This window comes from Streptomyces sp. NBC_00887, from assembly GCF_045207585.1.
The window spans coordinates 3,347,745-3,372,752 of the sequence record NZ_CP108788.1 but is presented as its reverse complement, the minus strand read 5'-3'; the positions used below and the strand labels follow the sequence as shown (position 1 = coordinate 3,372,752).

General features: G+C 71.8%; 23 protein-coding genes and 1 pseudogene. 7 read left to right on the top strand and 17 right to left on the bottom strand.

What is annotated here, in order from left to right; all coding sequences use genetic code 11:
• Nucleotides 1–30: 30 nt before the first annotated feature.
• Nucleotides 31–2,424, top strand: a complete 2,394-nt coding sequence (locus OG844_RS15405; protein WP_406390719.1) for a glycoside hydrolase family 65 protein — start codon at nt 31–33, stop codon at nt 2,422–2,424.
• A gap of 119 nt (nt 2,425–2,543) precedes the next feature.
• Entirely contained in the window at nt 2,544–3,482 is a 939-nt protein-coding gene (locus OG844_RS15400; protein ID WP_406396149.1) for a ribokinase, read from the top strand.
• Nucleotides 3,483–3,551: 69 nt separating this feature from the next.
• Here the strand turns inward: OG844_RS15400 and OG844_RS15395 are convergent, their stop codons facing one another.
• Complete coding sequence (locus OG844_RS15395) at nt 3,552–4,598, bottom strand: questin oxidase family protein (protein WP_406390717.1); 1,047 nt, start codon at nt 4,596–4,598, stop codon at nt 3,552–3,554.
• A gap of 269 nt (nt 4,599–4,867) precedes the next feature.
• On the opposite strand from OG844_RS15395, the gene OG844_RS15390 reads away from it, so the two are divergent.
• The 3 genes from OG844_RS15390 to OG844_RS15380 all read left to right on the top strand — a co-directional run bounded on the left by OG844_RS15390 (nt 4,868) and on the right by OG844_RS15380 (nt 8,882).
• On the top strand, nt 4,868–6,268 hold the full coding sequence (locus tag OG844_RS15390; RefSeq protein ID WP_406390715.1) for a hypothetical protein: 1,401 nt from the start codon (nt 4,868–4,870) through the stop codon (nt 6,266–6,268).
• A 110-nt stretch (nt 6,269–6,378) separates the two neighbouring features.
• Entirely contained in the window at nt 6,379–7,641 is a 1,263-nt protein-coding gene (locus tag OG844_RS15385) for an AAA family ATPase (protein ID WP_406390714.1), read from the top strand.
• Nucleotides 7,638–8,882, top strand: coding sequence for a DUF2201 family putative metallopeptidase (locus tag OG844_RS15380; RefSeq protein ID WP_406390712.1), 1,245 nt, complete (start codon nt 7,638–7,640; stop codon nt 8,880–8,882). Before OG844_RS15385 ends, OG844_RS15380 begins: the two co-directional genes overlap by 4 nt.
• An 18-nt stretch (nt 8,883–8,900) precedes the next feature.
• Here the strand turns inward: OG844_RS15380 and OG844_RS15375 are convergent, their stop codons facing one another.
• From OG844_RS15375 to aac(3), 3 genes are all read right to left on the bottom strand, one after another.
• The gene (locus tag OG844_RS15375; RefSeq protein WP_406390711.1) at nt 8,901–9,482 is read right to left on the bottom strand and encodes a hypothetical protein; all 582 of its coding nucleotides are present in this window, start codon (nt 9,480–9,482) and stop codon (nt 8,901–8,903) included.
• A complete protein-coding gene (locus OG844_RS15370) occupies nt 9,479–10,024 on the bottom strand; it encodes a hypothetical protein (RefSeq protein WP_406390709.1) in 546 nt (181 codons plus the stop codon). The genes OG844_RS15375 and OG844_RS15370 overlap by 4 nt, the downstream gene beginning before the upstream one ends.
• A 1,786-nt stretch (nt 10,025–11,810) precedes the next feature.
• Nucleotides 11,811–12,665 carry an aminoglycoside 3-N-acetyltransferase gene (aac(3), locus tag OG844_RS15365; RefSeq protein WP_406390708.1) on the bottom strand — a complete coding sequence of 285 codons (855 nt, stop codon included), beginning with the start codon at nt 12,663–12,665 and terminating at the stop codon, nt 11,811–11,813.
• Nucleotides 12,666–12,886: 221 nt separating this feature from the next.
• Here aac(3) and OG844_RS15360 point away from each other — a divergent pair, with 221 nt between their 5' ends.
• The gene (locus tag OG844_RS15360; RefSeq protein WP_406390706.1) at nt 12,887–13,303 is read left to right on the top strand and encodes a VOC family protein; all 417 of its coding nucleotides are present in this window, start codon (nt 12,887–12,889) and stop codon (nt 13,301–13,303) included.
• 127 nt (nt 13,304–13,430) lie between these two features.
• On the opposite strand, the gene OG844_RS15355 is transcribed toward OG844_RS15360, so the two are convergent.
• Nucleotides 13,431–14,468: an alcohol dehydrogenase catalytic domain-containing protein gene (locus tag OG844_RS15355; RefSeq protein WP_406390705.1), complete on the bottom strand. Its 1,038-nt coding sequence runs from the start codon at nt 14,466–14,468 to the stop codon at nt 13,431–13,433.
• Nucleotides 14,469–14,542: 74 nt separating this feature from the next.
• Nucleotides 14,543–14,955, bottom strand: a pseudogene (locus tag OG844_RS15350) (cupin domain-containing protein).
• A 164-nt stretch (nt 14,956–15,119) separates the two neighbouring features.
• Between OG844_RS15350 and OG844_RS15345 the strand changes: the two are divergent.
• Nucleotides 15,120–15,998 carry a helix-turn-helix domain-containing protein gene (locus tag OG844_RS15345; RefSeq protein WP_406390703.1) on the top strand — a complete coding sequence of 293 codons (879 nt, stop codon included), beginning with the start codon at nt 15,120–15,122 and terminating at the stop codon, nt 15,996–15,998.
• Between the two features lie 29 nt (nt 15,999–16,027).
• On the opposite strand, the gene OG844_RS15340 is transcribed toward OG844_RS15345, so the two are convergent.
• From OG844_RS15340 to OG844_RS15290, 11 genes are all read right to left on the bottom strand, one after another.
• Nucleotides 16,028–16,819 (bottom strand): N-formylglutamate amidohydrolase, encoded by a 792-nt coding sequence (locus OG844_RS15340; protein WP_406390702.1) that lies wholly within the window; start codon nt 16,817–16,819, stop codon nt 16,028–16,030.
• 114 nt (nt 16,820–16,933) lie between these two features.
• On the bottom strand, nt 16,934–17,914 hold the full coding sequence (sph, locus tag OG844_RS15335; RefSeq protein WP_406390700.1) for a sphingomyelin phosphodiesterase: 981 nt from the start codon (nt 17,912–17,914) through the stop codon (nt 16,934–16,936).
• Between the two features lie 144 nt (nt 17,915–18,058).
• Nucleotides 18,059–18,673 carry a class F sortase gene (locus tag OG844_RS15330; protein ID WP_406390699.1) on the bottom strand — a complete coding sequence of 205 codons (615 nt, stop codon included), beginning with the start codon at nt 18,671–18,673 and terminating at the stop codon, nt 18,059–18,061.
• Nucleotides 18,674–18,754: 81 nt separating this feature from the next.
• The gene (locus tag OG844_RS15325; RefSeq protein WP_406390697.1) at nt 18,755–19,111 is read right to left on the bottom strand and encodes a hypothetical protein; all 357 of its coding nucleotides are present in this window, start codon (nt 19,109–19,111) and stop codon (nt 18,755–18,757) included.
• Nucleotides 19,112–19,228: 117 nt separating this feature from the next.
• Nucleotides 19,229–21,229 carry a sensor histidine kinase gene (locus OG844_RS15320; RefSeq protein ID WP_406390696.1) on the bottom strand — a complete coding sequence of 667 codons (2,001 nt, stop codon included), beginning with the start codon at nt 21,227–21,229 and terminating at the stop codon, nt 19,229–19,231.
• Nucleotides 21,204–21,929, bottom strand: a complete 726-nt coding sequence (locus tag OG844_RS15315) for a response regulator transcription factor (RefSeq protein ID WP_406396147.1) — start codon at nt 21,927–21,929, stop codon at nt 21,204–21,206. Before OG844_RS15315 ends, OG844_RS15320 begins: the two co-directional genes overlap by 26 nt.
• 49 nt (nt 21,930–21,978) lie before the next feature.
• Nucleotides 21,979–22,200: a hypothetical protein gene (locus OG844_RS15310; protein WP_406390694.1), complete on the bottom strand. Its 222-nt coding sequence runs from the start codon at nt 22,198–22,200 to the stop codon at nt 21,979–21,981.
• Between the two features lie 14 nt (nt 22,201–22,214).
• On the bottom strand, nt 22,215–22,511 hold the full coding sequence (locus tag OG844_RS15305; RefSeq protein WP_406390693.1) for a hypothetical protein: 297 nt from the start codon (nt 22,509–22,511) through the stop codon (nt 22,215–22,217).
• 170 nt (nt 22,512–22,681) lie between these two features.
• Nucleotides 22,682–23,170, bottom strand: coding sequence for a hypothetical protein (locus OG844_RS15300; RefSeq protein WP_406390691.1), 489 nt, complete (start codon nt 23,168–23,170; stop codon nt 22,682–22,684).
• 273 nt (nt 23,171–23,443) lie between these two features.
• The gene (locus tag OG844_RS15295; protein ID WP_406390689.1) at nt 23,444–23,692 is read right to left on the bottom strand and encodes a hypothetical protein; all 249 of its coding nucleotides are present in this window, start codon (nt 23,690–23,692) and stop codon (nt 23,444–23,446) included.
• A gap of 103 nt (nt 23,693–23,795) precedes the next feature.
• Nucleotides 23,796–24,893 carry an ATP-grasp domain-containing protein gene (locus OG844_RS15290; RefSeq protein ID WP_406390688.1) on the bottom strand — a complete coding sequence of 366 codons (1,098 nt, stop codon included), beginning with the start codon at nt 24,891–24,893 and terminating at the stop codon, nt 23,796–23,798.
• Nucleotides 24,894–25,008 lie beyond the last annotated feature (115 nt).

Sequence of the window (25,008 nt, the reverse complement as noted above, 5' to 3'; positions counted from 1 at the left end):
CGGACTGGACGCGGACGAGAAGGACTGACGATGCCGGACTGGACGTGGACGTACGAGGGCTACGAGCCGGATGCCGAGCGGCTCAGGGAGTCTCTGTGCACCCTGGGGAACGGCTACTTCGCCACTCGCGGAGCTGCCCCGGAATGCGCGGCGGATTCCGTGCACTACCCAGGCACCTACGTGGCGGGTTGCTACAACCGCCTCATCTCCGAGGTGGCCGGACGGCGCGTCGAGAACGAGGACATGGTCAACCTGCCCAACTGGCTTCCGGTGCACTTCCGTTCAGCCGCCGGCGATGCCCCCGTCCCGTGGCTCGCACCTGACACGGCGACACTCCTCGACCACCGTCTCTCCCTGGACCTGCGGTCCGGAACCCTGGAGCGGCATGTGCGGTACGAGGACGACGAAGGGCGCAGGACGCACGTGCGGCAACTGCGCCTGGTCCACATGGCACATCCTCATCTGGCCGCCCTGCGCACCGAGTTCACCGCCGAGAACTGGTCCGGCGACCTCGAGGTCGAGACCGCGATCGACGGTGCCGTGACGAACTCCGGAGTGGACCGCTACCGGCAGCTGAACGGCAACCACCTGACCCAGGTCGACACCGGCAGTGCCGCCGCGGACACCGTGTGGCTGCGCTGCCGCACCAGCACCTCCGACATCCATGTCGGTATGGCCTCCCGCACCACGGTGAACGGGCCCCTCACGCAGAGCTCCGACCGCCACACCAAACTGCGTGCCGCGCAACTCCTCGAACTCCCCCTGCTGCAGGGCAGTCCCACCACGGTCGACAAGACCGTTGCCCTGCACACCTCCCGGGACCCGGCGATCGGTGATCCGCTGCGGGCAGCGGTCGACCGCGTGGGCAGCGCACCCGGCTTCGACGCGCTGCTCACGTCGCACCGAACGGCCTGGCGGCAACTCTGGCGCGGAGCGCGACTGGACGTCGCCGGTGACACCGGCCGCATCCTGCGGCTCCACCTCTTCCACGTGCTGCAGACCCTCTCCCCGCACACCGCGGACCTGGACGTCGGCGTCCCGGCCCGGGGACTGCACGGCGAGGCCTACCGCGGTCATGTCTTCTGGGACGAGCTGTTCGTCCTGCCGTTCCTCAACCTGCATTTCCCGGAGGTCTCACAGGGGCTCCTGAGTTATCGCCACAGGCGGCTCGAACAGGCCCGCACCGCCGCCCGCGACATCGGGCGCAAGGGCGCGCTCTATCCGTGGCAGAGCGGCAGCGACGGCCGTGAGGAGACCCAGCAACTGCATCTCAACCCGCACTCGGGCCGATGGCTGCCCGACCACTCCCGGCTCCAGCACCATGTCGGCTCCGCCGTCGCGTACAACGTGTGGCAATACTGCGAGTCCAGTGGGGACACGGAGTTCCTGCACACCAAGGGCGCGGAGATGCTCCTCCAGATCGCCCGGTTCTGGGCGTCGTCCGCCGTCCACGACGACGGTCTGGGCCGCTACAGGATCCGCGGTGTCGTCGGCCCGGACGAATATCACGACGCCTACCCGGGCGCGAAGGAACCGGGGCTGGACGACAACGCGTACACCAATGTCACGGCTGCCTGGGTGCTCGCCCGCACCCTCGACGTGCTGCGCACCCTTCCCCAACCGCGCCGCCGGGAACTGTTCGAACGGACCGGGCTGGAGTCCGGTGAACTGGAGCGCTGGGAGGACGTTTCCCGCAAGCTCCACGTCCCCTTCCACGCCGGTGTCATCAGTCAGTTCGACGGATACGGCGACCTCGCGGAACTGGACTGGGAGGGCTACCGGGCCCGTCACGGGAACATCAGACGCCTCGACCGGATCCTCGAAGCGGAGGGCGACACCGTCAATCGCTATCAGGCGTCGAAGCAGGCCGATGTGCTGATGCTCGGCTACCTCTTCCGGCCCGACGAGCTCCGGCGTCTGTTCCGCCGGCTCGGGCACGATCTCGACGAGCAGATGTGGCGCCGCACCGTCGACTACTACCTGCAGCGCACCAGCCACGGCTCCACGCTGAGCGGACTGGTCCACGGCTGGGTGCTCGCACGCGCGCGCCGAGCCGATGCCTGGATGTTCTGCCGGGAAGCGATCGAGGGCGACATCGCGGATCTGCAGGGCGGGACCACGGGAGAGGGGATCCACCTCGGCGCCATGGCCGGCACCCTCGACCTGGTCCAACGCGGACTGACAGGCCTCGAGACAGGATCCGGCGCACTGCGTCTCGACCCTGTACCCCTCCCCGAACTCAGCGAGTACAGCTTTGCCCTGCGCTATCGAGGCCACTGGGGGGTACGGCTGCGCATGCGGTCCGGGCAGCTCGACGTCAGCGTCCCTCCCTCCGACTGCGCGCCGTTTTCCGTCGAGATCCCCGACCGGACGGTCTCCCTCGAACCAGGGGAATCGTGTCGACTGATTTTGCCGGACCACTGATCCCCGGGCCGACCCACAAGAAGGCCGACAGCACGGTCTGGGTGCCGGTCGAGGCCGTCACCCGGCGGGACGCCGCCGCCTTCTCCCGACCCGCAGGCCCAAGGAGGGCAGCACCACTGATGTACGAGAACGAGGACTCCGCCCCCGTCCGCTACGACCTACTGGTCGTCGGTTCGGCCAATGCCGACCTGGTGATCGGCGTCGAGCGCCGCCCGGCACCCGGGGAGACGGTGCTCGGCTCCGACCTCGCTGTCCACCCGGGCGGCAAGGGAGCCAACCAGGCCGTCGCCGCCGCCCGCCTCGGGGCGCGTACGGCGCTGCTGGCCCGGGTCGGCGACGACGCCCACGGTCGCCTCCTGCTGGAATCGCAGCAGCACGCGGGAGTCGACACCGGCGGAGTCCTCGTCGGCGGGGCGCCCACAGGGGTCGCCCTGATCACCGTCGATCCCTCGGGCGACAACAGCATCGTCGTCTCCCCGGGGGCCAACGCACGGCTGACCCCCGAGGACATCAAGGCTGCCGGCCCCCTGTTCCGCGCGGCCCGGGTCGTCTCCGTACAGCTGGAGATCCCCCTGGAAACGGTCGCTGAGACGGCGCGTTCCCTCGCCCCCGGAACCCGTCTCGTCCTCAACCCCTCCCCACCCGCGGCCCTGCCCGAGGACGTACTGACGGCCTGCGACCCGCTCGTGGTCAACGAGCACGAGGCGCGGTACGTCCTCGGCATCCTCGGCGACACGGCGGGCCCCGCACCGGAGGACTGGGCACGGACCCTGCTCACGCACGGCCCGCGCTCGGTCGTCGTCACGCTGGGCGCGGCGGGCGCACTGGTCGCCGACGGCCGGACGGCCGACTGCGTCCGCGTACCGAGCCCCGAGGTCGACGCGGTCGACACCACCGGCGCGGGCGACGCGTTCACGGCCGCGCCGGCCTGGCGCCTCGGGCTCGGCGAGGAGCTCGCGGGGGCTGCCGCGTTCGCCGTCCGGGTGGGCGCGGCGGCCGTCACCGGGCAGGGCGCGCAGGCGTCCTTCCCGACCGCCGCACAGGTCGCCGAACTGTGAAGGGACGAGGGCGTCCTGAACCGTCATCTCGCGCGAGCTCCGGTCGAGTTGACCCATGAACCGGACGGATCATCGCGGCCCGACCAGCGGTTCGCTCAGCTCGATGGAGCGCAGGGCAGCCGCCAGTGCCCGCTCGTCGCCGACGTCGAGAGCCGTGTCGGTCAGCTTGATGACGTGTTCGTCGCCGTGCCTCATGGCCCGTTCGAAGACCTCTTCGGGCGTGAAGGCGCCCGGCGGGTTGTACGCGACGGGGGCGTCGGGCGCGTACATGGCGGTCACCGCGGCAGATGCCGTCCAGGCGGCCCGCAGGCTCGGTGCCCACAGGACACGCGGGAGTGCGGGCAGGGTCCGCAGTACGGCGTTGGGGGCCGTGGCCGCGTGGACCAGCATCGTCTCCTCGCCGTGCCCGTGCGTGGCGTACCGGTGGGTGGCCGCCCGCACGAGTTCGGTGAGGCGGTCGTGCGCCTCGTCCGGGTCCGTGACCGTTGTCGCCCACACCGGCAGCCCCGTGACGCGGCCGAGCCTGGCGGTGAAGCCGCCGTCGCGTTCGGCGATCGGGGCCACCGCGTCGAGGGCGGCGGCCGCGGTGTCCGTGCCGGGCAGCGGGGCGAGGCCCGCGACGGGGTGGAAGCGGGCGGCCCAGTAGCCGAGTCCGTGGGCCAGCTCGGTCAGTCGCGGCCCGGTGACCCCGCCGGCCCCATCCGCCTCGTTCCCTTCGGCGGCCAGCAGCGTGCGCACGGCGTGCCCCACCCGGATCACCGGGTGCGTCGAACCGCCGTACATGCCCGGCAGTAGACGGGGCCACCACTCGGCGAGCACGTCACGCCAGGGGCGGTCGGCGACCTCCCGGCCGAAGTGATCGATCCAGTCGGCGGCACGGCGCGAATCGCCCAGAGCCGACTGCCAGTTGCCGGCCGTGACGGCCTCGAACCGGGAAGGGAACTCCTCGAGTTTGGGTGTGTACAGGTCGAGCCACCGGTGCACCGACCCGGATCGACCGTGCGCGGCCAGGGCTTCGACGGCCATCGGCGCGTGGTTGGTGAGCCGCCCGAGCCGCTCCGGCCCCGAACTGTGCAGCCGCTGGAGTGCCTCGTCGAGAATGCCTGTCGTAACCATGGCAAGGACGCTAGGCAAGACACGTACGCGGCGTAACGGGCTGAAGACCTAGGACCACCGTCCGTCGGCCGTACGACTTCGGTCGAGGCCCGTACGGATTTCGGCCCCTGCCCCTACGGGATCGGGGCGAGGCATCCCCGCAGCCGGGTGACGCGGCGCGAGCGGACGGAAATGTCTGGCAGCCCGGCGGGGAGGGCGCTAGGCTGCCCCGCGATGAAGACATACTCCAGTCACAGATTGGGGGACCCGTCCACGCAAGGTGAGTGCTGATGCTCACTCAGACCGCGCATGGGGAATCCCTCCCGTCCTACTGGCCGCGCGTGCGCGAGTTCGCCGTGCCGCCCTCCATGATCGAGACTGCGACCGCCCGCCGTCGTGCCGGGGACTGGGCAGGAGCGTGCGCCGCCGCAGGCGTCGACGTCGATCTCGACCTACGGTCCGTGGCGCGACTCCACGGTCAGGAACGTGCGGCCCGGATCCGGGCCGACCTGCGCCAACTGGCACCCGACCTGCTGCGCTGGCACATGCCGAGGATCGGTCCGCACGGCTTGCTGCGCCCGGGTGTGACGATCGCCCTGGCCCGCTACGAGGCCGCGCGGAACGACGGCGTACGCCCGTTGCACCTCGTGGTCCGGACCCCGCCGGCCTGGGCGGATGCGGGTCAACGGATGAGCCTCGCCCTGTGGGACGGATCCCACGCCGGTGCGGGCGCCCGCCGCCATCCGCATCCTCATCCGAACCCACGGTTCCGCCTCGACCTGCACCGCCACCTGTGGGACGCGCGCAGAACCGGCGAGCTGCGGATCCGTTCCGGGGCCGGCCGGCAACCCCTCGGCCGCCCCGCAGAGGACCCGGACGGCCTGGAGTTGGTGCCGCAGGGGCGCGCCTGCGCCGTCGACCGGTGGGCGGACGAGGCCCGGATGCTGCTCCAGGCAGAGGGGCGGACGTCCGGAACCGTCGCCGTGCGCCTCGGAGGCCGGTACCGGCTCCACCTGCACGTCCTCGCGGACGCGGACCGTCCCGGCCCGCCATTCGTGCGGATCGCCGAGACGAGGAATGTTGACGGCGCACCGGCTCCACCGGTCCTCCCGGACGCGGCGACCTGGGTACTGCCCGACCTCGAACTCCTGCGTACCGGCGCGGTCGAGGCCGACCGGCTGCACCCGCTGGTCGTCGCGGCACTCGTACCTGACCACGTACCGGCCGGGCCGTCGCCGGCCCCGCACGGGGCTGGACAGCCGCGGCTCGTGGACTGCCGGGGCGCTCAGCACCGGATCGGCCTGGTGGACGGGGTACTCGCACCGCTGGACCACGACCCGGTCGAGATCCGCAGGGAGGAACTGCTGGTCGCACTGACCGGCACCCCGCTTCCCTGCCTGCGGGCCATCGACGAGGCGCACCGTCGTCCGGACTGCCTCACCGGCGTCCGCGAACGGCTCGACCACGGTGACACCGCCGGTGCGCTGGCCGTCGTCGAGGGCCTGCTGGGTCCCGGGGCGGTGCTGCGCAGCGGTGCCCTGCGGGACGAACTGGAGGCGGCCGCCCAACGGCGGATCACCTACGGCCTGTTCAGGGCGGACCTGATCGGACCGGGCCCGGTCCGCTACCGCCCGGACCACGTCCTACTCCGCGACCCCCGTTCGCGTCCGCGCCACCTGACCCCCCGCTGACCCGGGGGACCTCCGTCCCCACGCCCTGCACCCCCGTCCTCCTTCGCCCCGTTCTTCTTCGTTTCCCGGTTCTCGCCGTACCCCACCACGAACACACAAGGTGATCACACATGTCCACTTGCACGCCGCCCGTCACGAACGCCACCCCTACCGACCGAGCCCGCCTCTCCCAACTCGTCGTCGCCGACGGGCTGATGGCCCTGCTGCGCGACACCACCACGGAATCGCGCCCCGACGAACAGCTGGAGGCCCTCACGCTGGCCGTGGCAGCCGATCTGCCCGTACTCCTGTGGGGTGAGCCCGGGATCGGGAAGACGGCGGCCATCACCCAACTCGCCGAGTCCCTGGACCTGCCGCTGACCACGGTCATCGCCAGCGTCCACGAACCGTCCGACTTCTCGGGGCTTCCCATCGTCGGTGACGACCCCGCGGCGAACGGTGTCCCGATGGCCCCGCCGGACTGGGCGGTGCGCCTCGTACGGGCCGGCCGGGGGCTGCTGTTCCTGGACGAGCTGTCCACCGCGCCGCCGGCCGTTCAGGCCGCCCTGCTCCGCCTCGTGCTTGAACGGCGGATCGGCGCCCTGCAACTGCCGCCGGGCGTCCGTATCGTGGCCGCCGCGAACCCGCGGTCCTCGGCTGCCGACGGCTGGGAACTGAGCCCGCCGCTGGCCAACCGGTTCGTCCACCTCCAGTGGCATCACGACCACGAGGTCGTGGTGCGCGGCCTCGGCGGTACGTGGCCCCGCGCCACACTGCCGCAGCTCGACCCCGGGAGGCTCTCGGAGGCCGTGGACTTCGCCCGCCGCGCGGTGTGCGGGCTCCTCGCCGCCCGCCCCAAGCTCGTGCACCAGTTGCCCAGCAGCGAAACGCGCAGGGGCGGCCCCTGGCCCTCGCCCCGGAGCTGGGACATGACCCTGTGCCTGATCGCCTTCGCGACCGCGGCCGGCTCCTCCCGCGACGTACTGTCCCTGCTGGTCAGGGGTGCTGTCGGGGACGGGCCGGGGCTGGAGCTGCTGGCGAGCCTGGACCGGATGGACCTCCCCGACCCCGAGGAACTCCTCGCCGACCCGGCGGGCGCCGCCCTCCCCGAGAGGGGCGATCTGCGCCAGGCCGTGCTCGACGGTGTGGTGGCGGCGGTCCGCAACCGCCCGGACCGGTCCCGCTGGGATGCGGCGTGGGCGCTCCTCGTCAGGGCGCTGGAGACCGGAGCCCCGGATCTGGTGGTGGTGCCCGCGACCACGCTGGCCTCGCTGCGGCAGGAGAACTGGGACGTCCCCGCGTCGATCGAACGGCTCGCCGGAGTGGTGTCCATGTCCCGGCGCGCGGACCACGCCGCTGCCCGGGCCGCGGTCGCCACCAAGGCCCGCCGATGAATCCGGGAGCAACGGGGGCACTGGACCTCGACAAGCTCTTCGCCGCCCGGCTGCACGCCGCCCGGGCCCGCCCCTACCTGGCGACGGCGCTGTTCGCCCTGCACACCGTGGAGTCGTGGCGGGTGCCGACGATGGGCGTCGACCGGTACTGGCGCTGCTACGTCTCGCCGGCGTTCGTGGCGCGCACATCGGAGGAGGAACTGGCCGGGGTATGGGTGCACGAGGTGTCGCACCTGCTGCGCGACCACCACGGGCGCAGTGACCGGGTCGCACGGGAAAGAGGGCTGACCGGCCCCGGCGAACGGCTGCGGATGAACATCGCCGCCGACTGCGAGATCAACGACGACGCGTTCGGTGACGGGCTGGTTCGGCCCGAAGGCGCCGTCCGGCCGGGGACCTTGGGACTCTCCGAGGGTCAGCTCATGGAGGACTACCTCCGCCAGTTCCGGCTGGGGCCGTACACGGAGGGTCTCGCCTGGCTGGACTGCGGCAGCGGCGCCGACGGACTGGAGCGGGAGTGGGACCTGGGTCCGGACGGCGCGTACGGCCTCAGCGCGCAGGAACGGGACGCGGTGCGGTTCCGGGTGGCGCAGGGCATCACCGGCCGTCCGGGGGACACCCCTCAGGGGTGGCAGCGGTGGGCGGAGGAGGCGTTCCACCCGCCCCAGCCGTGGCGGGAGTTGCTCGGGGCCGCTGTCCGCTCGGCCACGTCGGGTGCGGGAGCGGGCGAGGACTACACCTACGGCCGCCCTTCACGGCGCTCGGCCGGAATGCCCGGCGTCGTCCTGCCGAGCCTCCGGCGCACACCGCCCCGGGTCTCCGTGGTCATCGACACCTCCGGATCGGTCAGTGACGCCGAACTGGGCAGCGCTCTCCTCGAAGTCGCCGCGATCTCCCGTGCCGTGGGCGGCCGCCGTGATCTGGTCAGTGTCCTGCCCTGTGATGCGTCCGCCCGGGTCGTCCACCCGCTGTGCCGTGCCGAGGGGATCCCGCTGGTCGGCGGTGGCGGCACGGATCTGCGGACAGGTTTCGCGAAGGCGCTGCGGACGCAGCCCCGGCCGGACGTCATCGTGGTGCTGACCGACGGGCAGACGCCCTGGCCGAGTGCGCAACCGGCGTGCCGGACGGTGGTCGGCCTGTTCCCCCGGCGGGACGCGGGCGAGGGAGGGTGGGACGAGGACGATCCCGACTACGTCCCGGACTCGCCGCCCGCGTGGGCACGAGTCGTCGACATCGGGTAGCCGCCCGCGGTCACCGCCTCACGCCCGTGCGCCCACGGACCCGAGATCCAGCGGCGGTGAGGGAAGCCCGAGGCGGGCGGCGATGATCCGCACCGTGCGGGCGCCGTCGGCATTGAAGCCGGGGTCGGTGTCGTACGGGGTGTCCCGCCCGACGATCCGGGCATCCAGCAACTCGCGTACGAACAGGTCGGCCATGGCTCCCGAACGCCGTGACTCGCGGCGCCCGCCGAGGTTGAAGTACGTCTGCTCGAACCCGCCCCGACTGTAGGCGAACTGGAAGGGGTGCTCGGGGCAGTGAGGGACCATGTAGTTCTGTCCGTGCGGGCACGGGCACGCGGGTGTGGACGCGAGGAACACGGATTCCACGCCATCCGGATCGCTCGCCCGGTCCGCGTGGCGGAAGCCGGTGATGTTCCGCGCCAGCTCCCAGGCGGACTCCCGGTCCTGGGCGGCGTAGGCGTCGTGCGTCACCCATACCCAGCCGGACGACTCGCCGGAGGCGACGGCGGGGCGATCTGCCTGGGCGAAGACGGCCGAGACAGCGGGCAGGGTCATGCCCTTGCAGAAGGTGACGAAGGTGTTCGGGGTCAGCCAGGTCACGTCGATACCACCCCCGCGGACAGGGGCGGCGAGGGCAGGGCGAAGTAGCCGGCAATCACCTTCACCAGACGTGCGTGATCGTCGTAGTGGTGGTCGAAACAGTCGTGACCCTGGTCCTCCTGGTGTCCGCACTCCCTGTCGGGGCCGATGACGCCCGCGTCCAGCAGCTCGGCGGACAAGTGGTCCGGGTTCGCGCCCACCCGCTGCTCGACGTCTTCGAAGCTGAACCAGAGGACCAGGCGCCCGTCCCGGTGGTAGCCGAACGCGGGCGGGAAGCCCTTGGCGCTGCACGGCTCGGTCACGAACACGACGATCTCGACGTCGTCCGGGCACAGGGCGTCGTAGTCGACGTCGTCGTAGTCCTCGATCTCCCAGTTGTGCATGGGGTGCACCGCCCACGCCCACCCGTCGGCTTCGCCGGACGCGAGCGTTTCGCGCTGCCGGTCGCGAAGGCCCCTGGTGAGGGTGTCGACGGATATGCCCCGGGCGAGGACGAGATTCACCTCGTCGTGGGGGAAGGAATCCCGTATCCAGCTGATCATGCGACGACCCTAGACGCAGGCTCTGACATTCGGCGGCACGGTATTCCGCATCGGAGTGGGGACGAACGGATCGTGCCGCCGGCCTGGTTCGCCGGCGCCACGGCCTCGCGCGCAGGGCGTCGCCCTTCCTGCCGGGAGATGCAAGTCGACGCCTTTCGGCTCCGGTTGCTCCGCATCGGCGCGCCCCCGTTGGTCCGGACGCGGCTTCGGGCAGGGTTGCCCTGTCGCGTTTGGGTGACTCTGTCACGAAGGGGAGCGGTATGCAGGAGTGTCGGCCACTGCGCTCGACGCCGAGGACCGTAACCCTTCAGCTCCACAGGCGGCCCTCCGGCCCGCTGCCGTGGCTGATCGCGGTCGCCGTGGTCTTCGTCGTCGTCCAACTGGCCGTCGTCGTACCGGGGTCGGGGCTGGCCTGGGACGAGACCGTCTACGTCAGCCAGGTCGGCGGCAACGCCCCGCCCGCGTTCTTCAGCGCGCCCCGTGCGCGCGGCATCTCCTACCTCGTCGCTCCGGTCGCCACCCTCACCACCTCCGCGACCGTGCTGCGGATCTACCTCGCCCTGCTCTCCGCTGCCGCGCTGGTCGTCGCCCTGTGGGTCTGGCGGAAGGTGCTTTCCGCCGCCGTACTCGTGGGCGCGGGCGCACTGTTCGCCGGGCTGTGGCCCACCCTGTTCTACGGCCCGATGGCCATGCCGAACCTCTGGTGCGCGCTGGGAGCCCTGGCCGCCGCCGGCTGGGTCGTGAGAGCCGTGGGCGGCGCCGGTGGACGCGGGGAGCTCGTCGGGGCCGGGGCCGCCGTGGCGTTGGTCGCGCTGATGCGCCCCGCCGACGGGGTCTGGCTGACGCTGCCGTTGGCCCTGGTGGCGGTCCTGGTGCCCGGCCGGCGGCGCCCCGACCTGTGCGCCGCGCTCGTGGTCGGACTGCTGGCGGGCTGCGCACCATGGGTGGTCGAGGCATACGCACACCACGGGGGCGTACGTGCCCGACTGCACCGGGCCAGCGAGATCCAGGGCGGCCTGGGATGGAACACGGCGGTGGACGACCAGGTGAGATCCCTGGAGGGGCGCACCCTCTGCCGTCCCTGCGACATTCCGTGGAAGCGCCCGGGAACGGCCGTGTGGTGGGTAGCGGTTCCCTTCCTCGCCCTTCGGGGAACAGTCGTCGCGCGCCGTGCGGGCCGGGGCACCGCAGCCGTGGTGGCAACGGCGACCGCGGGCTCATCGGCCGTCCCGTACCTCTTCCTCATCGAGTACTCCGCACCCCGGTTCCTCCTCCCGGCCTACGCGTTGCTGGCCGTACCCGTGGCCGAATGCGTCATCCACCTGTTCACACGGGCGCGCGACGCCCATCGGCCGGTGGGCGTCGCGTTGCTCACCGTGGTCCTCGCAAGTCACCTCGCCGTTCAGCTCCAGGTCCTCAGCCGGGTGGCGGCCAGCAGCCACTCCACGAGCGCCGACTACGCGGCCGTCGCCGGCGCGTTGAACCGGCTCGGGGTCCGTCCACCGTGCGTGGTCAGCGGGGAGCAAGCCGTCCCCATCGCGTACTACGCCGGCTGCTCCTCGCGTCAGACCAGCGGGCACGATACGAGCATCACGCCCGGGGCCATCAGGGCAGCCGCACGCCGGACACCGGTGGCCGTCCTCGTGACGGGCAGTGCCGAGCCGCCCGCCTACGCCCGCGCATGGCGCTCCGTCCCCCTGCCGCACACGCGGGGCGCCGGGCCGTACCGGGGTCTCCTTTCGTCAACGGACACCGCTTCGGACGCGGCTGCAGCGGGTCGGCCGGGCTACGGCGTTCCACCCAGCTTCTCCTCGATCCACGTGACACCGAAGCGCACGACCTCGACGGCCTCGAAGAGGTGGCTGTTCGCTGCGCCGACCTGGCCCCTGCGGCCGATTCCGGCGGCCAGCATGTCCACGACGACGGCCTCGAACGGATCCTGGCCCCCGGACACGACGGAGGAGTAGTCGAAGGCGCCGTGCTCCGAGTCGATGTCGCGGAACCGCCGCCAGGTCCGCCGCCCGTCGACGCGGATCGGCTGCTCGTAGTCCACGAACCGCTTGCCCGGTGCCACGGCGAGCGCCTCGGCGTGGTGCAGGAGCGTGAGGGTGTCCAGCGGGGCACCCAGGAGAAGGACCCGGCCGCCCAGGGCGACCAGTTTCGCCAACGGGCTGCCGGGGCCGTGCGGGTGGTCCCAGGGGTGGTCGGCCATCAGCGCCGGAGCGGCGGCACCGAGTGCGGCGAAGCTCGCGTCGGGGTGGCGGCTGCGGACGGCGCCCGGCCGCCGGCGCAGTGCCTCCGGCAGACGGCCCACGTCGTGGTCCGACTCGCTCAGTTCGGGGTCGTACGCGGGATGCTCCGCGCGCACGGCGTCCTGCCACGCCTGCGGCCATTCGGTGAAGCCGTAGGGCGGGGCGTCGTTCCAGCCGCACGTCACCATCAGGGTCCCGTGGTCCCCGACGACGTCGCCGAGCGCGTCGATGACCGTCTGAGGGCCGCCCGCCACGTATCCGATCGCGGACATCCGCGTATGGAACATCACGACGTCACCGCCGGTGAGACCGAGCGCGGTCAGGTCCTCGACGAGGCGACCACGGGTGACGGGGCCGTCTGCGCGCCGGAGCGATGCCGAGTCGTCCATGGACGCGAAGATATCCGCCGCCCGGCAGGCGCGGGGAGGGACGCGCTAGGATCGGCCGCGTGACTGCCGGGTCGGCCATGGGCCATGTACGAGAGAGGCGCCCGGCCTTGGCATGACCGCGTGGCGGGCGCGAGCCCCGCCCTCCCTCCGTGTCGTCCGTCCGGTGCCCGCCTGCGGCGCCGTCGTCCCAACGGAACCCACGAACCGGAGAGTTGTCACAGATGTGCAGCCAGTACGCACCCGAGCAGGGTGTCACCACAGTCCAGCTCGACCACACCGCCGTGTACGCCACCGACCGGCACCTGTCGGCCGAGTTCATGGCCACGATCCTGGGGCTGGAGGTGGGCCGTCAGTTCGGCCCGTTCCTGCCCGTCGACCTCGGCAACGGCGTGACGCTCGACTACTACGAGAAGCGGGACGAACCGATCCAGGGGCAGCACTACGCGTTCCTCGTGCCCGACGCGCAGTTCGACGCCATGATCGGCCGCCTCGAAAAGCTGGGCGTCACCTATTACGCGGACCCCGCCCACACCGAACCCGGCCACATCAACCGGCTGTTCGGCGGCCGCGGCGCGTACTTCGACGACCTGGACGGCCACAACATGGAGATCATGACCCGGCCCTACGCCCGGCCGTAGGAGACCGCGGGCCCTCTCCCTCGCTGCGACGCCGGAGGCAAGGGATCGGCCAGGGAGCGGGCCCTCTCGCATGACGCCCGGGCGCAGGGCGGTCGCCCACCCGTCCCGCGCCCGGCGTCGCGCAACGTCAGGGAGTGACGAGCACCTTGAGCGCCTCACGCCGGTCCATCGCGCCGTAGCCCTCGGCCACCTCGTCCAGGGGCACCGTGCGGTCGAAGACCCGCCCGGGGTCCACCGTGCCGTCCAGCACCGCGGGCAGCAGCTCGTCGATGTAGGCGCGCACCGGAGCCGGGCCGCCGGTGAGGGTGATGTTCGGGCCGAAGAGGCTGCCGAAGCCGATCGCCGCTTCCTCGTACTGCGGTACGCCGACCCGGCTGATCACACCGCCGGGCCGGACGACGCCGACGGCCATGTCGTAGGCGGGCATGTGGCCCACGGCCTCCAGCACCGTGTGGGTGCCCTGCCCGCCGGTCAGCTGGCGGACCTTCTCGATGCCCTCCTGGCCGCGCTCGGCGACGACATCCGAGGCGCCGAAGAAGCGCCCGAGATCGGTGCGGTCCTTGTGGCGGCCCATCAGGATGATCCGCTCGGCACCCAGCTGCCTCGCGGACAGGACGGCCATCAGACCGACCGCTCCGTCGCCGACAACCGTGACCGTGGTGCGCGCGTCGACGCGGGCCTGCTTGGCGGCGTGGTAACCGGTGCCGTACACGTCGGCCAGGGTCAGCAGGGACGGCAGCAGCGGGGAGTCCTCCCCGACGGGCAGCTTGACCAGGGTGCCCTGGGCCTGCGGGACACGCACCGCCTCGGCCTGGGCGCCGCCGACGCCGCCGGAAGCGAAGAACCCGCCCTGTGGGCAGGAGGTGTGCAGGCCCTCCCGGCACAGGTCGCACGTGTTGTCGGCGTACGCGAACGGTGCCACGACCAGGTCGCCGCGCCGGAGGCCGGAGACGTCCGCGCCCAGTTCCTCGACGACGCCGAGGAACTCGTGGCCCATCGGGGCCGGACCGTCGGAGGCCGCCATCGTGTGGAAGGGGTGCAGGTCGCTGCCGCAGACGCAGGAGCGCACGACGCGCACGACCGCGTCGGTCGGGTGCTGGAGGGCCGGGTCCGGCGCGTTCTCCACGCGCACGTCGCCGGCGCCGTACATGAATGTTGCTCGCATGGGGGTCTCTTCTCCGGTGGTGCTCACGGGGGAGGACGGCGGCCCCGGGACCATTCGCCGGGCACTGTCCGATGTCAGCGGCCGGCTGTGCGCGGGCCGCCGTACTGCTCGTCGGTGACCTTCTCCAGCCACGTGGTCTCCGGACGGTCGCCCCCGACGCCCTCCCACAGCGCGAGGTGCTCCGTGAACCGGTCCGGCACGGCGCCGTGCCAGTGCTCCTCACCGGGCGGGCAGGTCACGGTGTCCCCGGGGTGCGCCTCGAGGACCGTGCCGTCCCGGGTGCCGATCAGTGCGATCCCCGACACGATGTGCAGGGTCTGGCCGACGGCGTGGTGGTGCCAGGCGGTGTGGGCGCCGGGGCGAAGCGGACCATGTTGGCGCGCATCCGGGAGGGCTCACGGCCTGCGTGAACGACGTCGAACCACACATCGCCGGTGAACCATTCGGTCGGGGCCTTTGCCGTGGGCTGCTGCTTCACCAATTCCATGGGGCGCCTTCTCCTCGGGAAACACTGCCGATTTCCGGCCGCTCCACCAAGGTTTACACCCGGCTGCGCGTCCGCAAAGGGGAGACTTTCCTCCGGGGAGAGAAACATCCTGGGAGAGATCTCTCCCCCTCTCACAGCGGCCGGCCGGTGCCAGACTGGAACACATGACCTCCGACGCACACCTGAACGAGCTGGGCGAGTTCCTCAAGGTCCGCCGCAGCGAGCTCAGCCCTCGTACCGTCGGTCTGCCCGACAGCGGCGGCCCGCGCAGGGTTCCGGGACTGCGCAGGGAAGAGGTTGCCCAGCTGGCCTCGATCTCCACCGACTACTACACCCGTCTGGAGCAGGGGCGCATCCAGGCGTCCACCCCTGTGCTGAGGGCGCTCGCCCAGGCCCTCCACCTGGACGACGACCAGCGCGACTACCTCTTCGGCCTCGCCGGCAAGGAGAACGGGCGGCCCCGGCGGCGTGCGCGACAGAAAGTGCAACCGCAATTGCGGCGGGTTCTGGACGATCTCAGTGCCACCCCGGCCGTTGTCCTGGGACGCCGTATGGACGTCATCGCGTGGAATTCACTGGCCGCCACCCTCGTCACGGATTTCGGCAAGGTCCCGGAAAAGCAGCGGAACTACGTCAGGATCCTCTTCACGGATCCCGCCATGCGGACGCTGTACGCCGACTGGGAGACCGTGGCCCGCACCTGCGTCGCCCAACTGCGCATGGAAGCCGCCAAGTACCCGGACGATCCCAGGCTCACCGCCCTCGTGGGGGAGCTCTCCGTCCAGGATCCGGACTTCCGCCAGTGGTGGGCCGCCCACCAGGTCACGACCCTCGGTGTGGGCACCAAGGCGCTCCACCATCCGATCGCCGGCGAGCTGTCCCTGGACTGGGACACGCTCACCGCCACGACCGACCCCGACCAGCAGCTCGTCGTCTGGACGGCGGAGCCCGGCACCCCCTCGCACGACGGGCTGCGCATCCTCGCCTCCTGGGCCGCCGAGCACAGCCCGTCCCCCGACGCCGCCCCCGACGCGGCAGGCTGAGGGGGGGCGGCCGGGTCGTCAGGAACTGCCTACAGCCCGTCCACCAGCTCCGCCAGCGCGGCCGCCAATGCCGTCAGCTCCGGCCCCGCGGGGCCACCCGGCTCGGTCATGTACTGATCGCGGCGGATCTCGATCATCAGCGCGCTGACCCGGCTGTCCTTCCCGTAGTGCTTCAGCGGCACATATGCACCCGGGAACGGACTGTCGAGCCCCGTGCCCCCGAACCCGGCGAACGCCGCCTCGGCCCCGGCCAGCAGGCCGGGCGGTGTGTGGAAGCTGTCGGTGCCCAGGCAGATCGGGGGGCGCGGACCGGCACCGTGCAGCTCGTACGGGAGCGCCGTGCTCGGGTAGGAGTGGACGTCGATGACCACCGCACGCCCCGTGGCGGCCAGCCGTTCGTCGACCGCCTCCGTCATCGCTCGTGCGTACGGATGGAAGTAGCGGTCGAGCAGCGGCTGCGGGTCCACGCCGGCCTTGCGGAGAGGCTCGCGGAGAGTGGTGTGCGTGTAGACCGCGCCCATGCCGACGGCCAGCATCTCCTCCCGGTCGTCGGGGAACCGCTCGGGGTCGACGACGAGGCGCGACAGACCGTTGACGAACTGCCAGGGTGCCTGGGCGCAGGATTCGCGGGCCAGGGCGGCGAGTGCGGCGGTGTGCGCGTCCGTGATGTGGTCGAGCTCCCGCTCCAGCGCTCCGTCGTCCAGCAGGATTCCGTCGCGCACGTGCGCGGGGACGGCTCGGGACGAGTGGGGGACGTGGAGCAGCACCGGTGATCCGGCGGCGCCCGGGACGAGTTGGAACGGCGGGGGCTCAGGGCTCAAGAGGACGGTCCTTCGGGGTGCGCGACGGCGGGCCGGGCGGGAGGAGGGCCGGAGCGCGGTGCGCCCTCCCACCGCGTGCGGCTTCCCCCACCCGTCCGATTGTCCCCTGCGTCCCTACTGGCCGGACGCGACCACCGGATAGTGGTCGGAGAGGTTCGTGTACGTGTAGGCGGTACCCCAACTGCTCACCGTCCAGGGCGCGCTGTTCTCCTTCACCACGTGGTTCGTCCACCCGGACGGCTTCGCGTGGCCCGCGCGGTGCAGGACGTGGTCCAGGTCCTCGCGGGGGTCGTCGGGGTAGCGCTCGGCGGCGATCGAGTTGTCCTGGGTGTCGAACGAGTACGGGTGTCCGGTGCGGGCGTCCGAGTCCACCAGACCGCCGTCGTCGAGCATCGACGCGTACTCGGGGGAGTGCGAGTCGACGTTGAAGTCGCCTGCCACAAGGACCTGTTCGGAGGCGGGGATGTCCTTCGCGTCGAGGAACGCGTCGATCTGCCTGAACTGCAGGCTGCGCATCCGGGCCGCCTCGCCCGCCCCGCATCCGGGGTCGGTCGACTGCGCGTGGGTCCCGACCACGTGCACACGGGCGCCGTTGACGTTCAACTCGGCATACGCGAAGCCCTTGTTGGACCACCAGTCGCTTCCGCAGGCGTCCTTGTAGACGTGCTGCTCCTTGCGGAGGATCGGCCACTTGCTCAGCACGGTGACGCCGCCGTCCTCCGGGGTCGTCGCCGAGTAGGCCCCGCTCGTCGCGTCCCAGCCGCTCTTGCTCCGTCCCACCACCGGCGTCCGGTACGGGTACTGGGCGGAGGCGTTCCGGAGCAGGGCGTCCGACGAGGCGTTGTCGAACGCCTCCTGGAGCACGACGATGTCGTTGCCCTGGAAGAAGGCCGTCCTCGGTATCTCCGCGGCCCGGTGGTCCTGGCCCCAGTTCGGGTACAGGGTCTTGCTGAAGAGAAACGTGTTGTACGTGAGGACGCGCAGCGGCGCGGTGTCCGCCGCCGCTGCCTGCGGGGCGTTGAGCGCGAGCGTGGCTGCGGCGAGCGCGGCGGCCAGAGTCGCGCCGGAGACACGGCGGATGGAGGTGTGCGGCACAGGCTCTCCTGGTGTGGGGTCCGGAGCGGTGACGCCCATCAAACCAGGGGGAGTTACTCGTGGGTAGAGGTGGGATGTACGACGCCTTGCGGCAGCGGTACGAACAGGTCGGAACGGGGAAACCGGCGGCGTCCGTTGTTCCCGTCAGCGGAGCGTCGCGTAGACGATGAGGTTGTCCACCGGGTGCCCCTCGGCGTCGAACGAGCCGTCGCACGTGATGAGCCGGAGCACGCGGGCGCCGGTCTCTCCGTAGACCTTCTCACTGGGGAAGACGCTCTTGCTGACGGTCTCGGTGCCCGTGACCGTGAAGTGCGTACGCTCGCCCAGCCCGTTGAGGATCGTGATGTCCGCACCCAAGGCGATCTTCTTGAGGTCGTGGAAGACGGCCTTGCCGAACCGGGTGTCGTTGTGGCCGATGACGACAGCGGCGCCCGGCTCCCCGGGTACGGCCCCTCCCGCGTACCAGCCAGCCGTCATGCCCTTGTCCGCGGGCGGAACCTCCACGGTGCCGTCCGCGTTGAGTCCCAGCCGCATCAGCTGACTCGTCACCCCGATCGAGGGGATGGAGATCTGCGCGGGAGCCGGTGCGTTCGGGGATTCCGGAGCGTTCGGCGGTTCCGAGGCCCCGGAGACCGACGTGACCGCCGCGGGCGGATGCGCCGCGGTGGAGGATGAGCAGCCGGCGAGCGGGAGCAGGATCAGAGCGGCGGCGGCCGAGGTCATGCGGGCTCGGCGGAGGGCTTGTGCGGTACGGGGCATGGTGGCTCCGGGCGTAGGGGGTCGGGTGGAACAGCAGGTGGCGCCGCCCCGTCACGCGGAGCGGCGCCACCCGGTGGCAGGTCAGTTGCGGTGTGCGGAGCGGCGGCGCAGCACGAACGTGCCGACGCCGGCCAGCAGGGCCGCCCCCGCCGCCGAGCCGTACAGCGCCGTGCCGGATCCCGTCTCCGTGGCCGCGCGCTCACCGGCGGCGACGCCGCCCCGCGGCGTCACCCTGCTCCTGGACTCCTCGGCCGGGGCCGGCGCCGCGGAGGGCTCGGCCTCTTCCGGCGCGGGGCTGGGTGTGGCGGTGCGCTCGGCGGCGGTCGGCACCGGCTTGGGGGTGGCGTCGTCCGCGACGGCCGCGGCCGAGGGGACGAGGACCGCGCCCGCGGCGACGGCGGTGAGGACTGCGGTGCGCAGGGTCGAACGAGTGGACATGTGAAGGACTCCGATTCCAGCCCGGCCTTGGTGGGGCCCGCACGCGAATGCGCATCGGGCGCCGGGCATGCCGACAGACTGGAACGAAGTTGTGTGGAAGCTGTCAGGACGCTGTGTTCATCCCATCAGGGCCGGGACCTCGGGTTCGGGGACAGCCGGGGGCAGCAGCAGGGTGAAGACCGATCCCTCACCCACCGTGCTGACCACGTCGGCCGTCCCGCCGTGCGCCTCGGCGAGCTTGCGGACGATGGCCAGGCCCAGCCCGCTGCCTCCGGTGCGTCGGCTGCGGGACTTCTCGGCGCGCCAGAAGCGGTCGAAGACGTACCGCAGGTCCTCCGGCGGAATGCCGCTGCCGGTGTCGGCGACCTCCAGTGCAACCCGCTCCTCCCCCTCGGCCCCGGAGGCGTACGCGCGCAGTGTCACCCGCCCGCCCGCCGGGGTGTGGCGTACGGCGTTGGAGACCAGGTTGCCCACGGCCTGCCGCAGCCGCACCGGGTCGGCGGTGAGCGCAGGCAGGGGTGGTCCGGCGGTCGGGGCGGCCACCGTCAGACCGACCGCCGCCGCGTCGGCCTGGGCCTGGTGGGCCGAGGCGACATGGGCGAGCAGTTCCTCGATCCGTACCGGCTCGGGGTGCAGGCGCAGTACCCCCGCATCCGCCGCCGACAGGTCCTGCAGGTCGTCGATGATGTGCTGGAGCTGCACCGCCTCCTCCAGGAGCGAGGAGATGAACGTGGCGTCGGGCTCGGCGATCCCGTCCTGCGCGCCCTCCAGCCAGCCGCGGATGTTGCTCAACGGGGTGCGCAGCTCGTGGGCGACGTCGCTGACCATCACCTTGCGCTGCTCCTCCAGCCGTGCACGGTGTGCGGACATGTCGTTGAAGGCGGCGGCCAGTCGGCCGATCTCGTTGTCGGCCGCGACCACCACGGGTGCCGAGTCCTCGCCGTCGCGCATCCGTTGGGCGGCTCCCGTGAGCGCGTGCAGCGGCCGTACGAGCCGGGCCCCGGCGAGCACGGAGGCGCCCACGGTGAGTGCCAGGACGAGCGCCGCGACCCCCGTGATCCTGGCCGTGTTCGCCGGCGACAGGTCGAAGGCGGGAACGGCGCCGCCGCCGGGGTCGCTGATGAACAGCAACGCGGGCGGGGCGACGTAGGAGCTGAGCTGTTCCCGGCGTGCGACGCCGACGCACGAGGCGATGGCCCGGTCGTTCTCACTGGTGAGAGCTGTGGGCGAAGGGGACGGAGCCACCTGGGCCTCCCGGGGGGCGCGGCTCGGCACCGGCGTCGGCACGGCTGTTTCCGCGACCGGGAAGGGCTCGCCGGCCGTGTCCCAGGAGAGGTCGAGGCCGAGCCGGACGGGCTCGCGGCTCTGCCGGCTCAGGCAGGCGTTGGCCAACCGGCTCAAAGCACTGAGCGCCTTCGTTTCGGTCGGGGTCGGGCGGTCCAGAGCTTCCGTCGTGCAGCGGGTGCCCTGCAAGCGGTCGGGATCGTTGCCCACGTCCTGGACACGGGGGCGCCCGCTCGGCCCCTCCACGACGTCCGAGGCGATGCCGGACCGATTGAGGCACTTGGCGACCTCTTCGGCGGTGCGCAGCAGCGACGCACGCTCGGCGTCGGGCAGCCGGAACGGTCCGACGGCGCGGGGGTCGACGCGGTCGCTGCGGGACTTCGTCCCCACGTCGGTCGTCACGGATCCGGCCCCGGACGACAGGGCTGCGTCCACGGACAGGGGGTCCACGACCGCCGATGCCTGGGGCGGCAGGGCCGGCGGGGGAGGGGAGTCGTCGGCGGAGTCGGCGAGGATCCCCCGGCTCTGCGTGGTCAGCGTGATCCGCCGGCCCGACTCGTCGGCCAGCTCGCGCACGGTGGCCCCGACACCGTCCCAGGTGGGGTGCGCCGCCGCGTAACCGAGCAGGGTGTCGTGGATACGGGTGTCGGCGGTGAGGTTCTGCCCCTGCTCCTGCTCGATCGCGCCGGACGTGGTCTGCACCGCCAGCCACGCGGTGGCGGCCACCGAACAGGCGGCGACGAGCGCCGACACGGCCAGCAGACGGCCCAGCAGGCTCTTGCGGAGCGGCAGCCGGTGCCGGTCGTCCTCACCGGCCCGGCGCACGCGAGGCATCCTTCACCGGATCCGTCAGCTTGTAGCCGACGCCGAACACGGTGAGCAGCCGGACCGGTCGGCGGGGTGCGTGCTCGATCTTCTTCCGCAGGTTCATGATGTGCACATCGACGGTGCGGCTGCTGATGTACCGGTCGAACCCGTGCAGCTCCGCCAGCAGTTGCTCCCGCGTGAAGACGCGGTCGGGTTCGGCGGCCATCGCCGCGAGCAGCCGGAACTCGCCCGGCGTGCACTCGATCCGCACCCCGTCGGCCGCCACTTCGTGACGTACGGGATCGACGGTGAGGGCTCCCACCCGCAGCACCCCGCCCTCGCCCGGACCGCTTTCGTCCGGACCCGTACCGCGTCGGGTGCGCCGCAGGAGCGTACGCACCCGGGCCATCAGCTCGCGCGGACTGTACGGCTTGGTCATGTAGTCGTCCGCGCCCAGGTCGAGCCCGAGCAGCAGATCGTCCTCCGTGGCCCGTGCGGTCAGCATGAGAACCGCCAGGTCCCTCTCCTCGGCGCGCAGTACGCGAATGACGTCCAGGCCGTCGGCTCTGGGCATCATCACGTCGAGGACGAGCAGGTCCGGCGTGCCCTGCCGGACCTGCTCGAGCGCCGCGAGGCCGTCCCCCACCACCGTGACCGCGTGCCCCTCACGTTCGAGGTAGCGGCGTACGAGTTCGGCCTGCTTCGCGTCGTCTTCCGCGACTATCACATGTGCGCACACGCGGTTGATCGTAGAGGAGCCCTTTTCACGGCTTCCCTCACCGGTCGAGCAGGTCGACGGCCTCCCGGAAGTCGGCGAGCGCCTCGCCGTACCGCTTCCCCGCGATCAGCAGGGTCGATCGATCCGTCAGGGCCCGGGCGGGCGGGATGCGAACCTGTGCCCCGTCCACCTCGGCCAGTCGGCGGGTGAGGGCCACCCCCTCGTCGAACAGGGGGCGCACGGGGTCGACGAACAGATGGGTGCGCGACTCCCAGTACATCGACGAGCGGATCGTCAGTCGGCGCTGAAGGACGGCCAGTTCGGCGCCCGCCTCGGCTCCGCCCGGTCCATCGCCCTGGCGGCAGCGGCGGCCTCGGTCCGCAGCGCCAGCCGCAGCTCCGGGTCCTGCAGCTCCCGGTAGCCGTACGTCACCAGTTCCGAGGCGAGGCGCGGCAGGTAGACGGCCGGGCTCACCCGGGCGAGTACCCGGTACGCGTCGATCTCCTCGTCGATGGTGATCCTTCCGGATCCGAGCAGCAGCATCCGTGCGCGCAGCACCGCATCATGATCGACGTTCTCGGCGTAATTCATGAGGGTGAATGCGGGAGTCGGCCCAGGGGCCCAACAAGGTTCGGGGACCGTGCTGTCCGTCCTACGAAAACACGGCCTGACCTGTCATGACGGGTATGTCATCGCTCCTCGGGAGGGTGGCGGTGAGGCAGCGGAGCAGCGCCGGGCGGGACACGTCGCGTGTGTCGTCGTCACGCGGCCATGGCCACGGAGGCCCTGCCGAGCGCGGCATCCTTCGCAGGCGCCGCGGACTGCGCGAAGACGACGATCCGCAGCAACGCGAAGCGCCCCACCCCGGCCAACGCGGAGGCCGACAGGTAGACACCCTGCTCCAGCAGCGCCGAGGGCGCGGAGTGCACGGCGTGCAGAACGAGCAGCGCCCCCGTGGTGAACGCGTAGCTCACGGCCACTGTCAGCCCGGACTGCAGGTGGACGCCCCAACCCCTGCGACCGCTCCGGAACGAGACCCGGCTATGCAGCTCGGTCGCTATCACGGTCGAGACGACGGTGACGATCGCGTTGGCGACCATCATCGGCATCGACCCGCTGAGCAGCACGAGCACCCCGCTGGAGGCGAGCCCCACGCCGCCGCCGCAGACGACGAAACGCACGAAGGCCGCGACGAGCGAGCGGGCTGTGCGCGTCGGCCGATCGTCGGGTCGGGGCGAGGGGGCGGTCACGGGGATCCTCCGGAGGGGTGCTGGGACGGTGCTTCGATTCCACCTCAGAACCTAGGGACAGCGCGTCATCCGAACGACCCGGGTAGTCCCCGACTTCGGTGGGGGGTATCCCCCAGTGGTCCCTGGGAGATACCCCCCAGTCGGTGGCGCGGCGGCGGAACGGATCACTGGTCCCACGGTGCGGCGGCAGGGTGGAATCAGGGTCGAAAACCCCTTGTGCGGGGCTGGGGCAGAACCGGTCGCCGAGGACCTGGAACACCCCCACGGCGGCCGCTAAGGGTGGTCGTCGCAGGGCACGAACCTGCTCAGCCAGTAGGTGGTCGGATGTACCGAACGCCCGCACAGGGTGTCGAGGCGAAGCATCGACAGGTCGACCTCCCGCCCAGCACGGACACGACGTACGTACGCCCGCCAGTCGGCCTCGTCCTGGGTCTCGAAGACGACCTCCCAGCGCCCCGCGGAGCCGGGGTCCGCCGCAGCCCGCCCGGCGGCCTCCCGCTTGCGCTTCCGCTGTCCCGGCATGCGCCCCAGCCTGGCGAATCGCCCCCGCGCAGGCAAGGCAATTTATGCCAGGACGCTTCCGATTCCACGGGCGCCGGCACCCCGGGGTGTCGTACGGAGCACGTCAGAGTGTCGCGGGGACTTCGCCGGCTGCCGGGAGGCCGATGCCGGGCTCCTCCGAACGCTGAACGGGCAGTACCACCGGCCGGAGCGCACGCGGCCCCGCGATCACGGAGTAGTCCTCGCCCAGGAAGGCCGGGGTCAGATCGCCGGGGTCGTTGCCGAGTGCCAGACTCACCGCCGCCCAGGGCGCGTTCAGACCGCACTGGGACAGCTGGTGCAGTCCGCCGGCCGGGCGCGTGTTCACGTCCATCAGGACGGGCCGGCCGTCGTACACACGGAACTGGATGTTCGTCAGCCAGTGCAGCCCGAACGTGTGGGCGATCAGCTGAGCGGGTTCGATCCACGACGGGCGGAGCGTGAACCCGCGACGGCGCCCGTTCTTCGTACGCCCCACAGCCATCCGCACCACGCCGTCCGGCCCGGTGAGACAGTCGACGGACACCTCCGGCTCGTCCAGGCGCGGCATCACGAGCCAGTCCACGGACCGGTCGCTGCGGCGCAGGGCCTCGACGATCAGGTCCAGCGGTACGTACGGGCTCGGGAACCCGCCCAGGTGGAGCAGGGAGAACGGAGCCCGGGTGACGATGCGGAAACCGACCCCGCCCGCACCGGCAGCCGGCTTGAAGCAGGCCTTGCCGCCGTCGGCCTCGATCGCCTCGACTGCTGCGAGCAGCTCGTCCTCGGTGCGTACCCGCCACCACGGAGGCACGGGTATTCCGGCCGCCGCGACCGTCTCGTACGCGGTCGCCTTGTCCTGGAAGAGCGCGGCGGCCTCCGCGGGCGGGGCGATCAGCGTGGTACCGAGTGCGGCGAACTCCGCACGGTGCGCGGCGATCGCCGCCTGGTGAAGGACGGGAACGAACACGTCGACGGCACGCCTGGCGCACTGGTCCAGCGCGAACTCGACATAGCCGGCAGGGGAGAGCCCCTCGGGTTCGGGCGCGGCGGTGTCGGCCGCTGCGAGAACGGGGGAGTCGGGATCCCCGTGGGTGGCATGAATCGCGACCGGCCGCTGCTCCGGATTGTCCCGGAGCTGATCGATGAAGAAGACGTTCTCCGCGTACGTGCGGTTGAGCCAGATACGTACGGGAGAGACCATTCAGGCCGCCTTCCAGGGGTCGCGGACAGGGCGGCGCGTCGGCCGTACCCGGTCGGGGAGAGGTCGGGGAGAGGGAGACACACGGCACCACGGCCGACGAGGAGAAGTCGTCGGC

Bases quoted from the DNA above. Each gene is read 5' to 3' on its own strand.
- OG844_RS15405 (WP_406390719.1), top strand. From the start codon at position 31: ATGCCGGACTGGACGTGGACGTACGAGGGCTACGAGCCGGATGCCGAG.
- OG844_RS15370 (WP_406390709.1), bottom strand. From the start codon at position 10,024: ATGATCAGCTGGATACGGGATTCCTTCCCCCACGACGAGGTGAATCTC.
- OG844_RS15380 (WP_406390712.1), top strand. From the start codon at position 7,638: ATGAATCCGGGAGCAACGGGGGCACTGGACCTCGACAAGCTCTTCGCC.
- OG844_RS15305 (WP_406390693.1), bottom strand. From the start codon at position 22,511: ATGAATTACGCCGAGAACGTCGATCATGATGCGGTGCTGCGCGCACGG.
- OG844_RS15400 (WP_406396149.1), top strand. From the start codon at position 2,544: ATGTACGAGAACGAGGACTCCGCCCCCGTCCGCTACGACCTACTGGTC.
- OG844_RS15290 (WP_406390688.1), bottom strand. From the start codon at position 24,893: ATGGTCTCTCCCGTACGTATCTGGCTCAACCGCACGTACGCGGAGAAC.
- OG844_RS15355 (WP_406390705.1), bottom strand. From the start codon at position 14,468: ATGCGAGCAACATTCATGTACGGCGCCGGCGACGTGCGCGTGGAGAAC.
- OG844_RS15295 (WP_406390689.1), bottom strand. From the start codon at position 23,692: ATGCCGGGACAGCGGAAGCGCAAGCGGGAGGCCGCCGGGCGGGCTGCG.
- OG844_RS15310 (WP_406390694.1), bottom strand. From the start codon at position 22,200: ATGTACTGGGAGTCGCGCACCCATCTGTTCGTCGACCCCGTGCGCCCC.
- OG844_RS15320 (WP_406390696.1), bottom strand. From the start codon at position 21,229: ATGCCTCGCGTGCGCCGGGCCGGTGAGGACGACCGGCACCGGCTGCCG.
- OG844_RS15360 (WP_406390706.1), top strand. From the start codon at position 12,887: ATGTGCAGCCAGTACGCACCCGAGCAGGGTGTCACCACAGTCCAGCTC.
- OG844_RS15345 (WP_406390703.1), top strand. From the start codon at position 15,120: ATGACCTCCGACGCACACCTGAACGAGCTGGGCGAGTTCCTCAAGGTC.
- OG844_RS15325 (WP_406390697.1), bottom strand. From the start codon at position 19,111: ATGTCCACTCGTTCGACCCTGCGCACCGCAGTCCTCACCGCCGTCGCC.
- OG844_RS15390 (WP_406390715.1), top strand. From the start codon at position 4,868: ATGCTCACTCAGACCGCGCATGGGGAATCCCTCCCGTCCTACTGGCCG.
- OG844_RS15330 (WP_406390699.1), bottom strand. From the start codon at position 18,673: ATGCCCCGTACCGCACAAGCCCTCCGCCGAGCCCGCATGACCTCGGCC.
- OG844_RS15395 (WP_406390717.1), bottom strand. From the start codon at position 4,598: ATGGTTACGACAGGCATTCTCGACGAGGCACTCCAGCGGCTGCACAGT.
- OG844_RS15385 (WP_406390714.1), top strand. From the start codon at position 6,379: ATGTCCACTTGCACGCCGCCCGTCACGAACGCCACCCCTACCGACCGA.